At 48.3% G+C, this 12583-nt stretch carries 25 protein-coding genes; all 25 read left to right on the top strand.

Annotated elements, in window-relative coordinates; all coding sequences use genetic code 11:
* The first annotated feature begins 34 nt into the window (after positions 1-34).
* The 25 genes from tuf to rpsM all read left to right on the top strand — a co-directional run bounded on the left by tuf (position 35) and on the right by rpsM (position 12567).
* On the top strand, positions 35-1228 hold the full coding sequence (gene tuf, locus BTA51_RS24015) for an elongation factor Tu (protein ID WP_094711624.1): 1194 nt from the start codon (positions 35-37) through the stop codon (positions 1226-1228).
* A gap of 172 nt (positions 1229-1400) precedes the next feature.
* Positions 1401-1712: a 30S ribosomal protein S10 gene (rpsJ, locus tag BTA51_RS24010; protein WP_011399921.1), complete on the top strand. Its 312-nt coding sequence runs from the start codon at positions 1401-1403 to the stop codon at positions 1710-1712.
* Between the two features lie 101 nt (positions 1713-1813).
* Positions 1814-2452, top strand: a complete 639-nt coding sequence (gene rplC, locus BTA51_RS24005; protein WP_094711623.1) for a 50S ribosomal protein L3 — start codon at positions 1814-1816, stop codon at positions 2450-2452.
* 12 nt (positions 2453-2464) lie between these two features.
* A complete protein-coding gene (gene rplD / locus BTA51_RS24000; protein ID WP_094711622.1) occupies positions 2465-3067 on the top strand; it encodes a 50S ribosomal protein L4 in 603 nt (200 codons plus the stop codon).
* A complete protein-coding gene (gene rplW, locus BTA51_RS23995; RefSeq protein ID WP_094711621.1) occupies positions 3064-3360 on the top strand; it encodes a 50S ribosomal protein L23 in 297 nt (98 codons plus the stop codon). Before rplD ends, rplW begins: the two co-directional genes overlap by 4 nt.
* Positions 3361-3371: 11 nt before the next feature.
* Positions 3372-4196, top strand: coding sequence for a 50S ribosomal protein L2 (gene rplB / locus BTA51_RS23990; RefSeq protein WP_094711620.1), 825 nt, complete (start codon positions 3372-3374; stop codon positions 4194-4196).
* Positions 4197-4207: 11 nt separating this feature from the next.
* Positions 4208-4483, top strand: a complete 276-nt coding sequence (gene rpsS, locus BTA51_RS23985; protein ID WP_094711619.1) for a 30S ribosomal protein S19 — start codon at positions 4208-4210, stop codon at positions 4481-4483.
* A 12-nt stretch (positions 4484-4495) separates the two neighbouring features.
* Positions 4496-4825, top strand: a complete 330-nt coding sequence (gene rplV / locus BTA51_RS23980; RefSeq protein ID WP_020406334.1) for a 50S ribosomal protein L22 — start codon at positions 4496-4498, stop codon at positions 4823-4825.
* A gap of 12 nt (positions 4826-4837) precedes the next feature.
* A complete protein-coding gene (rpsC, locus tag BTA51_RS23975; protein ID WP_020406335.1) occupies positions 4838-5521 on the top strand; it encodes a 30S ribosomal protein S3 in 684 nt (227 codons plus the stop codon).
* Between the two features lie 11 nt (positions 5522-5532).
* The gene (gene rplP / locus BTA51_RS23970) at positions 5533-5946 is read left to right on the top strand and encodes a 50S ribosomal protein L16 (RefSeq protein WP_020406336.1); all 414 of its coding nucleotides are present in this window, start codon (positions 5533-5535) and stop codon (positions 5944-5946) included.
* On the top strand, positions 5947-6138 hold the full coding sequence (gene rpmC / locus BTA51_RS23965; protein ID WP_020406337.1) for a 50S ribosomal protein L29: 192 nt from the start codon (positions 5947-5949) through the stop codon (positions 6136-6138).
* A 1-nt stretch (position 6139) separates the two neighbouring features.
* The gene (gene rpsQ, locus BTA51_RS23960; protein ID WP_094711618.1) at positions 6140-6406 is read left to right on the top strand and encodes a 30S ribosomal protein S17; all 267 of its coding nucleotides are present in this window, start codon (positions 6140-6142) and stop codon (positions 6404-6406) included.
* 40 nt (positions 6407-6446) lie between these two features.
* On the top strand, positions 6447-6815 hold the full coding sequence (rplN, locus tag BTA51_RS23955; RefSeq protein WP_094711617.1) for a 50S ribosomal protein L14: 369 nt from the start codon (positions 6447-6449) through the stop codon (positions 6813-6815).
* A 12-nt stretch (positions 6816-6827) separates the two neighbouring features.
* Positions 6828-7145 (top strand): 50S ribosomal protein L24, encoded by a 318-nt coding sequence (rplX, locus tag BTA51_RS23950; protein ID WP_094711616.1) that lies wholly within the window; start codon positions 6828-6830, stop codon positions 7143-7145.
* Positions 7146-7163: 18 nt separating this feature from the next.
* A complete protein-coding gene (gene rplE, locus BTA51_RS23945) occupies positions 7164-7703 on the top strand; it encodes a 50S ribosomal protein L5 (RefSeq protein WP_094711615.1) in 540 nt (179 codons plus the stop codon).
* Positions 7704-7714: 11 nt separating this feature from the next.
* On the top strand, positions 7715-8020 hold the full coding sequence (rpsN, locus tag BTA51_RS23940; protein ID WP_094711614.1) for a 30S ribosomal protein S14: 306 nt from the start codon (positions 7715-7717) through the stop codon (positions 8018-8020).
* A gap of 79 nt (positions 8021-8099) precedes the next feature.
* Positions 8100-8492 carry a 30S ribosomal protein S8 gene (rpsH, locus tag BTA51_RS23935; RefSeq protein ID WP_094711613.1) on the top strand — a complete coding sequence of 131 codons (393 nt, stop codon included), beginning with the start codon at positions 8100-8102 and terminating at the stop codon, positions 8490-8492.
* Positions 8493-8501: 9 nt separating this feature from the next.
* A complete protein-coding gene (gene rplF, locus BTA51_RS23930) occupies positions 8502-9035 on the top strand; it encodes a 50S ribosomal protein L6 (RefSeq protein WP_094711612.1) in 534 nt (177 codons plus the stop codon).
* Positions 9036-9044: 9 nt separating this feature from the next.
* Positions 9045-9395 carry a 50S ribosomal protein L18 gene (gene rplR / locus BTA51_RS23925; RefSeq protein WP_094711611.1) on the top strand — a complete coding sequence of 117 codons (351 nt, stop codon included), beginning with the start codon at positions 9045-9047 and terminating at the stop codon, positions 9393-9395.
* Between the two features lie 12 nt (positions 9396-9407).
* On the top strand, positions 9408-9908 hold the full coding sequence (gene rpsE, locus BTA51_RS23920; protein ID WP_094711610.1) for a 30S ribosomal protein S5: 501 nt from the start codon (positions 9408-9410) through the stop codon (positions 9906-9908).
* A 3-nt stretch (positions 9909-9911) separates the two neighbouring features.
* A complete protein-coding gene (gene rpmD, locus BTA51_RS23915; RefSeq protein WP_020406347.1) occupies positions 9912-10097 on the top strand; it encodes a 50S ribosomal protein L30 in 186 nt (61 codons plus the stop codon).
* Between the two features lies 1 nt (position 10098).
* Complete coding sequence (rplO, locus tag BTA51_RS23910) at positions 10099-10533, top strand: 50S ribosomal protein L15 (protein ID WP_094711609.1); 435 nt, start codon at positions 10099-10101, stop codon at positions 10531-10533.
* Positions 10534-11865: a preprotein translocase subunit SecY gene (secY, locus tag BTA51_RS23905; RefSeq protein WP_094711608.1), complete on the top strand. Its 1332-nt coding sequence runs from the start codon at positions 10534-10536 to the stop codon at positions 11863-11865.
* Positions 11866-11888: 23 nt separating this feature from the next.
* On the top strand, positions 11889-12005 hold the full coding sequence (gene rpmJ / locus BTA51_RS23900; RefSeq protein ID WP_094711607.1) for a 50S ribosomal protein L36: 117 nt from the start codon (positions 11889-11891) through the stop codon (positions 12003-12005).
* A 205-nt stretch (positions 12006-12210) separates the two neighbouring features.
* Positions 12211-12567, top strand: a complete 357-nt coding sequence (rpsM, locus tag BTA51_RS23895; RefSeq protein WP_094711606.1) for a 30S ribosomal protein S13 — start codon at positions 12211-12213, stop codon at positions 12565-12567.
* Positions 12568-12583: the final 16 nt, after the last annotated feature.

The raw sequence follows: 12583 nt of genomic DNA, 5'->3' as shown, positions 1-12583 counted from the left end.
CAAATTGAGATATAGAGACAGAGAGGATTGAACTGTGGCAAAAGAAAAATTTGAACGCAGCAAGCCGCACGTAAACGTAGGTACTATTGGTCACGTTGACCATGGTAAAACTACTCTGACAGCGGCCCTGACACGCGTATGTTCCGAAATCTGGGGTGGCGCAGCCGTAGCGTTTGACGGTATTGATAAAGCACCAGAAGAAAAAGCGCGTGGTATTACTATCGCGACTTCTCACGTTGAGTATGAGTCACCGACTCGTCACTATGCTCACGTAGACTGCCCTGGGCACGCTGACTATGTTAAAAACATGATCACTGGTGCGGCACAGATGGACGGCGCGATCCTGGTATGTTCCGCGGCTGACGGCCCCATGCCGCAGACTCGTGAGCACATCCTGCTGGCTCGTCAGGTTGGTGTACCATATATCGTGGTATTCCTGAACAAGGCAGACATGGTTGACGACGAAGAGTTGTTGGAGCTGGTTGAGATGGAAGTGCGTGATCTGCTGAGCACTTACGAGTTCCCAGGAGACGACACTCCAATCATCATCGGTTCTGCGTTGATGGCTCTGGAAGGTAAAGACGATAACGGTATTGGTACCAGCGCTGTTAAGAAGCTGGTTGAAACTCTGGATGAATACATTCCAGAGCCAGAGCGTGCAATCGACAGACCGTTCCTGATGCCTATCGAGGACGTATTCTCCATCTCTGGTCGTGGTACTGTGGTAACAGGCCGTGTAGAGCGTGGCATGATCAAGGTTGGTGAGGAAGTTGAGATTGTTGGTATTAAAGATACCACTAAGACTACCTGTACTGGTGTTGAGATGTTCCGTAAGCTGCTGGACGAAGGTCGTGCAGGTGAGAACGTTGGTGTTCTGTTGCGTGGTACTAAGCGTGACGAAGTTGAGCGTGGTCAGGTTCTGGCGAAGCCAGGCACTATCACTCCTCACACTGTGTTCGAGTCCGAAGTGTACGTGCTGAGCAAAGATGAAGGTGGTCGTCATACTCCATTCTTCAAAGGTTATCGTCCACAGTTCTACTTCCGTACTACAGACGTGACTGGTTCATGTGAGTTGCCGGAAGGTGTTGAGATGGTAATGCCTGGCGACAACGTGAAAATGAAGGTTAGCCTGATTGCGCCGATTGCGATGGAAGAAGGTCTGCGCTTCGCGATTCGTGAAGGTGGCCGTACCGTAGGTGCTGGCGTTGTAGCTAAAATCTTCGAGTGATATTGCTCGAAGGTTAAAAGGGGGGAGCTTTTGCTTCCCCCTTTTTTATGGTTGACCTGCTCTTTAGTGAGTAGGTTAAAAAGTACCCTTGACACAAAATGATCAGCTGCGTACAATGCGGCTCCTTTTTGTTGGGTATGGCTGTTATCCGTTGTTGACTCGGAGTAAATAAATGCAAGGCCAGAAAATCAGAATCAGGCTAAAAGCGTTCGACTATCGCTTGATCGATCAGTCTACGCAAGAAATCGTAGATACTGCGAAACGTACCGGCGCACAAGTGCGTGGTCCGATTCCTTTGCCTACTAAGAAAGAGCGTTTTACTGTACTTATCTCTCCTCACGTAAACAAAGATGCGCGTGATCAGTATGAGATCCGTACTCATAAGCGTTTGTTGGATATTGTTGAGCCTACAGAAAAAACTGTAGACGCACTGATGAAGTTAGATCTCGCAGCGGGCGTTGACGTCCAGATTAGCCTCGGCTGATTAAAACTTGCAAGGCAGGCGCGCAAAGCGCTGCTTCATTGGTGTAACACTCGTTAACGTGGCCATAGAGGGTGAAAGCCCCGTACACTAAGAGGTGAAAAATGGCAATTGGTTTGGTTGGCCGTAAGGCTGGCATGACTCGTGTGTTTCAAGACGACGGCACTGCCGTTCCCGTCACAGTCATTCAAGTCGAGAAGAACGTAATCTCGCAAGTGAAAACCGTTGAAGTTGACGGTTATCGTGCTATTCAGGTTGCTGCAGGTGCTGTTAAGGCATCTCACGTCAATAAGCCGATGGCAGGTCACTATGCGAAAGCTGGCGTCGAAGCCGGTCGTGTTGTGACAGAGTTCCGTCTCGACGAAAATGATTCAAATGAATATAAAGCTGGCGATGAAGTGTCTCTGAGCATTTTTGAAGCTGGTCAGAAAGTTGATGTTTCTGGTCGTTCAAAAGGTAAGGGGTTCGCTGGTGTGGTTAAGCGCTGGAATTTTGCTACTCAGGACGCTACCCACGGTAACTCTCTGTCCCATAGGGCTCCAGGTTCTATCGGGCAAAACCAATCTCCAGGCCGCGTTTTTAAAGGCAAGAAAATGGCCGGTCAAATGGGTAACAAAAACGTCACCGTGCAAACTCTGCAGTTGGTGCGGATTGATCAGGAAAGGGGTCTGCTGTTAGTCAAAGGCGCTATTCCTGGTGCGACCGGTGCGGACGTGATTGTTAAGCCCGCGGTTAAAGCATAAGAGGGGTTGGAGATGGAGTTAAATGTTAATGGCGCAGGTACTGTTTCTGTATCTGATGTAGCCTTCGCAAGAGATTTCAATGAAGCTCTGGTCCATCAGGTGGTTACCGCCTATATGGCTGGTGCTCGCCAAGGTTCTAAAGCTCAAAAAACTCGTTCTGAAGTGAGCGGTGGTGGAAAGAAACCATGGCGTCAAAAAGGTACTGGTCGTGCGCGTGCCGGTACTATTCGTAGCCCTATCTGGAGAAGCGGTGGTGTAACTTTTGCTGCTAAGCCCAGGGACTACTCTCAGAAAGTTAACAAGAAGATGTATCGTGCAGCAATGCAGTCCATTCTCTCCGAGCTGGTTCGTCAGGAGCGGCTGGTTGTTGTTGAAGATATGTCTGTTGAAGCGCCCAAAACCAAAGTTTTCAATGCGAAGTTGAAAGATATGGGGCTGGATAATGCGCTGATCATTGCGGAAGCGGTAGATCAAAACCTGTATTTGGCATCCCGTAATATCCCGCATGTAAATGTGTGTGACGCTGTGGCGATCGATCCTGTGAGCCTGATTGCTCATGACAAAGTGGTTGTTACGGTTCCGGCACTTAAGAAAATTGAGGAGATGTTGGGATGAACCAAGAGAGACTATACAAGGTTTTGCTTGGGCCCCATATTTCGGAAAAGGCCACATTGTTAGCGGAAATCAACAATCAAGTGGTCTTCCGTGTGGCGCCTGATGCAAAGAAACCTGAAATCAAGAAAGCGGTCGAGTCTTTATTTGACGTCAAAGTAGAGTCCGTCCAGGTTGTGAATATCAAAGGCAAAACCAAGCGCACAATGCGTGGTCTTGGTAAGCGCAACGATGTTCGCAAAGCCTATGTTCGCCTGGCGGCAGGTCAGAGCATTGATTTTGTTGATGTCGAGTAAGGAGATAGATCATGGCTGTTGTTAAAGTAAAACCAACCTCTGCCGGTCGTCGGCATGTGGTGGCTGTGACTAATCCACAGCTTCACAAAGGTGCGCCAGTAGCTGCTCTTACCGAAAAGAAATGTAAGAAAGGCGGTCGCAACAACTCTGGTCGTATTACTGTTCGTCATCAAGGTGGCGGTCATAAGCAGTTGTACCGTGTTATTGATTTCAAACGGACCAAAGATGGTGTTCCGGCTGTAGTAGAGCGCTTGGAATACGATCCTAACCGTTCAGCTCATATCGCATTGTTGAAGTATGCAGATGGTGAGCGTCGTTACATTATTGCTCCAAAAGGATTGAATGCAGGTGATCAGGTGTTGTCTGGTCAGGAAGCTCCGATCAAGACAGGTAGCTGTCTGCCTTTGCGCAATATTCCGGTAGGTTCAGTTGTTCACTGTATCGAGATGAAGCCAGGTAAGGGCGCACAGATGGCGCGTAGTGCTGGTGCTTCTGTCCAGGTTGTGGCTCGTGAAGGTGCATATGTAACTATCCGTCTGCGTTCTGGTGAAATGCGTAAAATTCTGGCTGAGTGTCGTGCGACACTGGGCGAAGTATCTAACAGTGAGCACAACCTTCGTGTATACGGTAAAGCCGGTGCGAAGCGTTGGCGAGGTGTTAGACCCACCGTTCGCGGTACTGCGATGAACCCGGTGGACCACCCACACGGTGGTGGTGAAGGGCGTAATATGGGTAAACACCCAACTACGCCTTGGGGTGTTCCTACGAAAGGTTACAAAACCCGTAAGAACAAGCGTACAGATAAAATGATTGTGCGTCGTCGCAAAGCTAAGTAAGGGGGTCACACGTGCCACGTTCACTTAAGAAAGGACCATTTATTGACTTGCACCTTCTGAACAAGGTGGAAGCGGCAATTGAAGCGAAGGATAAAAAGCCTATTAAGACCTGGTCTCGTCGTTCGACGATCTTCCCGGAAATGGTAGGTTTGACCATCGCTGTACATAACGGTCGTCAACATGTTCCTGTCTACGTTACAGAAGACATGGTCGGCCATAAGTTGGGTGAATTTGCAGCCACACGTACTTATCGCGGTCACGCTGCAGACAAAAAGGCTAAACGGTAAGAGGAATTAGAGATGGAAGTAGCGGCAAAATTATTTGGTGCTCGCTTGTCTGCTCAAAAAGCTCGTTTAGTTGCAGACCAAGTGCGCGGTAAGCGGGTAGAAGAAGCATTAGACATTTTGACTTTCAGTCCCAAGAAGGCTTCCAGCATTATGAAAAAGGTGCTGGAGTCAGCTATCGCCAATGCTGAGCATAACGATGGCCTGGATGTTGATGAGCTGAAAGTGGCAACTGTTATGGTTGATGAGGGTCCAACTCTCAAGCGTATCAAGCCACGGGCTAAAGGGCGTGCGGACCGTATTTTTAAGCGGACCTGCCACATCACCATCAAGGTATCTGAATAACAGGAGATAGCAATGGGTCAGAAGGTAAATCCAGTCGGTATTCGACTGGGGATCGTGAAAGATCATAATTCAGTATGGTACGCAGATAAGCGTGATTACTCCGCTAATCTTCTTACAGATATCAAGGTTCGTGAATATCTGATGAAGAAGCTGGAGAAGGCTTCTGTGAGCAAAATCGTGATCGAGCGTCCTGCACAGAACGCCAAGATCACTATTCATACTGCGCGTCCAGGTATCGTTATCGGTAAGAAAGGCGAAGACGTTGATAAGTTGCGCAAAGAGATCGGCGACCTGATGGGTGTGCCTGTGCATATCAACATCGAAGAGATTCGTAAGCCTGACTTGGACGCAAAATTGGTTGCAGCCGGTGTTGCCAGTCAGTTAGAGCGCCGTGTGATGTTCCGTCGTGCAATGAAGCGCGCGGTTCAGAACGCTATGCGTCAAGGCGCCAAAGGGATCAAGATCCAGGTTGGCGGCCGTTTGGGTGGAGCGGAGATCGCACGTAGTGAATGGTATCGTGAAGGTCGCGTACCTTTGCACACTCTTCGTGCAGATATTGACTACGCCACTCATGAAGCGCACACCACGTACGGTGTAATCGGCGTAAAAGTATGGATCTTCAAAGGCGAAATCCTGGGCGGTATCGAACAGGTTCGTGCTGAGAAGAAAGCGTCTAAAAAGAAATCTACTAAGTAGGGGGCACTGACATGTTGCAACCTAAGCGTACGAAGTTCCGTAAGATGCACAAAGGCCGTAATACCGGTCTGGCGCAACGCGGTAATAAAGTAAGTTTTGGTGAATTTGGTTTGAAAGCGACTGGTCGCGGACGTATCACGGCACGCCAGATTGAGGCGGCTCGTCGTACCATGACTCGTCGAATTAAGCGTGGCGGTAAAATCTGGATTCGTGTTTTCCCAGACAAGCCAATTACGAAAAAACCTCTTGAAGTTCGGATGGGTAAAGGAAAAGGTCCAGTTGAATACTGGGTAGCCGAAATCCAGCCAGGAAGAATGCTGTACGAGATGGAAGGGGTTAGTGAAGAATTGGCACGCGAAGCTTTCGAGCTTGCAGCGGCAAAACTGCCTGTCTCAACTACTTTTGTTACGAGAACGGTGATGTAAATGAAAGCTGCAGATTTGAGATCAAAAACTGAAAAGGAGCTCAGCGAAGAGCTGATCTCCTTATTGAAAGAGCAATTTAATTTGCGGATGCGTAAGGCAACCGGCCAATTGAATCAGACTCATCTTATGAAGAAGGTTCGTCATGATATTGCTCGTGTCAAGACTATCCTGAAAGAGAAGGCAGGTGAGTAATATGGCTGAAACAACTAGTGTTGTGCGCACAGAGACTGGCCGCGTAGTCAGCGACAAAATGGATAAGTCCATCGTCGTTCTGGTAGAGCGCCGTGTAAAGCATCCGATTTACGGAAAATATGTAAAACGCTCCAGCAAGCTTCATGCTCATGACGAGGCGAATGAGTGCAAAATCGGGGATCTGGTAACTGTCCAGGAATCCCGTCCGTACTCAAAGACCAAGACTTGGAAGCTGGTTAACATTGTCGAGCGTGCCGTTAAAGTCTAATCGAGCAACGTTAATAAAAGCTGTTAGGTGGAGATAACCAATGATTCAGACACAAACCGTGCTTGATGTAGCCGATAACAGCGGCGCACGTCGAGTTATGTGTATAAAAGTGCTGGGTGGTTCGCACCGTCGTTACGCAAGTATCGGAGATGTGATTAAGGTTTCTGTTAAGGAAGCCATCCCGCGCGGAAAAGTTAAAAAAGGTCAGGTATTGAAGGCCGTTGTGGTTCGGACGCGTAAAGGTGTTCGTCGTCAGGACGGATCTCTGATCCGCTTTGATGGCAACGCAGCTGTGCTGTTGAACAACAACGATCAGCCTATTGGTACTCGTATCTTCGGACCGGTTACTCGGGAACTCCGTGGTGAGAAGTTCATGAAGATCGTTTCACTCGCGCCTGAAGTGTTATAGGAGTCGGACCGGATGAATAAGATCAGAAAGAACGACGAAGTCCTGGTAATTGCCGGACGCGATAAAGGCAAGCGTGGAAAGGTTCTGCGTGTTCAGGCTGACGGTAAGTTGATTGTTTCAGGCATCAACATGGTTAAGCGTCACACTAAGCCGAACCCCATGCTGGGTACAGCGGGTGGTATTGTCGAGAAAGAAGCTCCAATTCAAGCTTCAAATGTTGCAATTTTCAATTCTGCAACCGACAAAGCAGACCGCGTAGGCTTTAAAATTCTTGAAGATGGTAAAAAAGTACGCATCTTCAAATCGACTAACGAAGTTGTCGATAAGTAAGGGTTGGGTGGTCTGATTATGGCTAAGTATAAAGAGCTCTATCAAAAAGAGGTCGTGCCGGCGCTAATGAAGGAATTCTCCTACAGCAGCGTTATGCAGGTGCCTCGTGTTGAGAAAATCACCCTGAATATGGGTGTGGGTGAAGCGTTGGGCGACAAAAAGCAAATTGATGCGGCTGTTGCTGATCTAGAAGCTATCACTGGTCAAAAGGCCGTGGTAACCAAAGCGCGCAAATCTGTTGCCGGATTTAAGATCCGTCAAGGTTTCCCCATCGGTTGTAAAGTGACCCTGCGCGGTGAGCGTATGTGGGAATTCATGGAAAGATTGGTCGACATCGCATTGCCACGTGTACGTGACTTCCGCGGTATCAACGGTAAGTCTTTCGATGGTCGCGGCAACTACTCAATGGGTGTGAAGGAACAGATTATCTTCCCGGAAATCGATTACGATAAAATCGATAAGGTCCGCGGTATGGATATTACTGTTACAACTTCTGCCGGTACGGATGCGGAAGGTAAAGCCCTGTTAAGTGCATTTAACTTCCCATTTAGAAAGTAAGGTGTTGAACCATGGCTAAAGTTGGAATGAAAAATCGCGAGTTGAAGCGCGAGCAAACGGTTGCCAAGTATGCTGAAAAGCGTGCTGCACTGAAAGCAATCATCAGCAGCCCTACTGCTTCGGATGACGAAAAGTGGGAAGCGCAGGTGAAACTGCAAAAACTGCCAAGGGATGCCAGCCCAAGTCGGCTGCGCAACCGCTGTCAGGTTACCGGGCGTCCTCACGCCGTATTGCGTAAGTTCCGTTTGTCCCGTATTAAGCTTCGTGAAGCTATGATGCGTGGCGATGTTCCTGGACTTAAAAAAGCAAGCTGGTAATATAGCGGCGCCGTTGGTAAGCGGTTTTACCGTGAAAGCGGTGAAACCGCTGCACAACTAAAATGTTTGGAGTAAGTAAATGAGCATGCAAGATACGCTTGCGGATATGTTCACTCGTATCCGTAACGCACAGATGGCGGAAAAAGAGTCTGTGCAAATGCCTTCATCTAAATTGAAGGTTTCCGTTGCTGAGGTATTAAAAACAGAAGGTTATATTTCTGACTTCAGCGTGTCCGGTGAAGCCAAGCCTACACTAGAAGTAGTGTTGCGTTACTTCCAGGGTCGTCCGGTAATCGAGAATATTTCTCGTGTTAGCCGCCCAGGTCTGCGCCAGTATAAAGGTGCTGATGAGCTGCCAAAAGTAAACGGTGGGTTGGGTATCGCAATCGTGTCTACATCAAAGGGCGTCATGACAGATCGTGCCGCTCGTAAAGCTGGTGTGGGCGGTGAAGTTATTTGCACCGTTTTCTAGGAGTGAATCATGTCTAGGGTAGCAAAAAGTCCTGTACAGATTCCTGCAGGCGTAGAAGTTAAGCTTGATGGTCAGCAAGTAAATGTGAAGGGGAGCAAAGGTGCCCTTTCTATCGACATTCATTCTACTGTTGAAATTAAGCAAGAAGATGGTCAGCTGACCTTTGAACCGAAAGGCGGTTCTAAAAATGCATGGGCAATGGCTGGGACCACTCGTGCGTTGATTAACAATATGGTCGTCGGTGTTACTCAAGGGTTCGAAAAGAAACTTGAGCTCATCGGTGTCGGTTATCGTGCTCAAGCTCAAGGCAAAGCACTGAACCTGACTTTAGGTTTTTCTCATCCAGTTGTTTATGACCTTCCAGAAGGTGTGACTGCTGAGACTCCTTCTCAAACCGAAATCATGATCCGTGGTATCGATAAGCAGAAGGTTGGTCAGGTTGCTGCTGAGATCCGTAGCATTCGTCCGCCAGAGCCTTACAAAGGTAAAGGTGTTCGTTACGGTGGCGAGCAAGTACGTGTTAAAGAAGCTAAGAAAAAGTAGGGCGCGGTCATGAGTGATAAAAAAGATTCTCGTTTGCGTCGGGCTAAGAAAACCCGTTTTAAAATTCGTGAACTCGGTATCAGCCGGTTATCTATTAACCGCACGCCCCGTCACATTTATGCACAAATTACCAGTGCTGATGGAAGTCAGGTTCTTGCTGCAGCCTCAACTCTAGATAAGGAGTTGCGTGCTGGCTCAACTGGAAACGTCGATGCGGCTGGTAAAGTTGGTGCTTTGATAGCAGAACGTGCGAAAGCAGCAGGTGTTGAAAAGGTGGCGTTTGATCGCTCCGGATTCAAATACCACGGTCGTGTAAAAGCGTTGGCCGATGCTGCGCGGGAAAATGGTCTCGAGTTTTAAGAGGTGGAACAAATGACAAATAACGAGCAAAAAGGGGCTGAGCTCCAAGAGAAGCTTGTTCAGGTCAACCGCGTGGCCAAGGTTGTTAAAGGCGGACGTATTTTCGGCTTTACTGCTTTGACTGTGGTTGGTGACGGTAACGGTCGTGTAGGTTTTGGTCGTGGCAAGGCTCGTGAAGTGCCAGTTGCGATTCAAAAAGCTATGGACGCAGCCAGAAAGAATATGATCAATGTGACTTTGAACGGTAATACTCTGCAGTATCCAATCAAGGCACGTCACGGTTCGGCCAAGGTGTTCATGCAGCCGGCTTCCGAAGGTACGGGTATCATTGCTGGTGGTGCTATGCGTGCAGTCCTGGAAGTGGCAGGTGTTCAGAACGTTCTGGCTAAATGCTATGGTTCAACTAACCCGGTTAACGTAGTTCGCGCTACTTTTGAAGGTCTGAAAGCAATGCAGGCTCCAGAAGAGATCGCGGCTAAGCGTGGCAAGACCGTGGAAGATATCCTGGAGTAAGTCATGGCAGATAAGAAGATTAAGGTGACTTTGGTAAAAAGCACTATCGGTACCCTGCCTAAGCATAAAGACTGTGTTCGTGGTCTGGGTTTGAGAAAGATCAATCACACTGTGGAAGTGGAAGACACTCCTGCAGTTCGTGGGATGATCAACAAAGTTAACTATTTGGTAAAGGTTGAGGGAGAGTAACATGCAACTGAATACTCTCAAGCCAGGTGAAGGAGCTAAGCAGTCTCCTAAGCGTGTTGGCCGTGGTATCGGTAGTGGTCTGGGTAAAACCTGTGGTCGTGGCCACAAGGGTATCAAGGCTCGTTCCGGTGGCGGTGTTAAGCCAGGTTTCGAAGGCGGACAACAGCCTTTGCAACGTCGTCTTCCAAAATTCGGTTTTACTTCCCGTAAAGGCCGTTTTGTTGAGGAAGTGCGTTTGAGTGAGATCGAAACACTGGGTACGGACATTGTCGATCTGGCTGCCCTTAAGGCTGCCAACATTGTTGATGCACGCGCCAAGTCAGTAAAGGTTATCTTGTCTGGCGAACTCACCAAAGCTGTTACTGTAAAAGGCCTTAAAGTCACCAAGGGTGCTCTGGAAGCTATCCAGGCAGCCGGCGGTAAAGTCGAGGAGTAAATGGCTAAATTGAACTCACTACCTGCAGGCGCAGGCAAAGGTCTGGCCGAGCTTAAAGCTCGGCTTTGGTTTGTACTTCTGGCCATTCTGGTGTATCGCATCGGTGCGCATATCCCGGTGCCCGGAATCAATCCTGATCAGCTGGCTGCGTTGTTTGAGCAGAACCAGGGAACTATCTTGAGCTTGTTCAATATGTTTTCCGGTGGTGCTCTCGAGCGGATGAGTATATTTGCGTTGGGAATTATGCCGTATATCTCGGCCTCTATTATCATGCAGTTACTCACGGTGGTGAGCCCTCAGCTGGAGCAGCTCAAGAAAGAGGGTGAGGCGGGACGCCGAAAAATTAGTCAATACACTCGTTACGGAACGGTAGTACTGGCAACGGTACAGGCATTCGGCATTTCAGTAGGCCTAGCCAACCAAGGAGTAACGTTCACTACAGGTCCCAGCTTCTTCTTTGTTGCTGTGGTTACTTTTGTTTGTGGTGCTGTGTTCTTGATGTGGCTTGGTGAGCAAATTACTGAAAGGGGTATCGGCAACGGTATTTCATTATTGATCTTCTCCGGTATTGTGGCCGGGTTACCTGGTGCTATTGGCAAAACGTTCGAACAAGCTCGGTTGGGCGAAATGAATGTTTTAACGCTGATTGCAATTGTGGTATTTGCTATCGCTATCATCGCTTTTGTTGTTTTCATGGAGCGTGGACAGCGTCGAATCACTATCAATTATGCGCGTAGGCAACAAGGCCGGAAGGTGTTTGCTCAGCAGAGCAGCCATCTGCCGTTGAAGGTTAATATGGCGGGTGTTATCCCACCAATTTTTGCGTCCAGTATACTTCTGTTCCCAGCTTCTCTGGGGCAGTGGTTTGGTCGTGGTGAAGGGATGGAATGGTTGCAGGTTGTATCTCAGGCTTTAGGGCCAAGTCAGCCTCTATACATCATATTGTTTGCCATTGCAGTTGTGTTTTTCTGCTTCTTCTATACGGCGTTAATGTACAACCCAAAAGAAGTTGCAGAGAACTTGAAGCGCTCCGGAGCTTTTGTGCCTGGTATTCGTCCAGGTGAGCACACTGCGAAGTACATAGATGGGGTTCTCACTCGTCTAACATTGTTCGGTGCGCTTTATATAGCTTCAGTAGCGTTACTACCTCAGTTTCTGGTGGTTTCTTGGAATGTGCCTTTCTATTTCGGTGGCACATCCCTGTTGATTGTGGTTGTCGTAGTTATGGATTTCATGGCCCAGGTGCAATCTCACCTGATGTCTCACCAGTATGAATCACTGATGAAGAAGTCCAATCTGAAAAATTACGGCAAGAGTGGATTAGTTAGATAATCGGCTTACGATTGGAGAAGGTCATGAAAGTAAGAGCATCGGTTAAGAAAGTTTGCCGTAACTGCAAAATCATTCGTCGTAATGGTTCTGTTATGGTGATCTGCAGCTCAGAGCCAAGACACAAACAAAAGCAGGGCTAAGACCTCTTACCTTGCATCCGACCGGTCAAAAAGAAGGTCGGTGGAAGGATGGATGTTAAAAAGGCCAAATTGCTTGATTTGTATACATGAAGGCGCTATTATTCTGCGCCTTTTAATTTGTTGGTGATTGCTCGATTTAGGCGACTGGCAACGGTAAGGCTGAATTTGAGTGAGAGTCCAATGGTATAAACGCGGAGTAAGATGGATGGCACGTATAGCGGGTGTCAATATCCCCGACAATAAACACACAGTTGTGTCCTTGACCTACATCTATGGTATTGGACGCACCACTTCCAGTGGTCTCTGCAAGGCTACCGGTGTTGATCCTCAGGCAAAGGTCAGAGACCTGTCAGAGGAACAGCTGGACGCACTGCGTAATGAGATCGGCAAGATCGTCGTTGAAGGTGATCTACGTCGGGAAGTGCAAATGAACATTAAACGGCTTAAGGATCTTGGTTGCTATCGCGGTCTTCGTCACCGTCATGGTCTGCCAGTTCGTGGTCAGCGCACTAAAACTAATGCGCGCACCCGTAAAGGTCCACGTAAGCCTATTCGTAAATAATTTTTAGGTATAGAGC

It is taken from the genome of Hahella sp. CCB-MM4 (genome assembly GCF_002260525.1).
Taxonomy (GTDB): Bacteria; Pseudomonadota; Gammaproteobacteria; order Pseudomonadales; family Oleiphilaceae; genus Hahella.
Note: the sequence above shows the minus strand (reverse complement) of the source record. Positions and strands in the feature narration are given on the sequence as shown.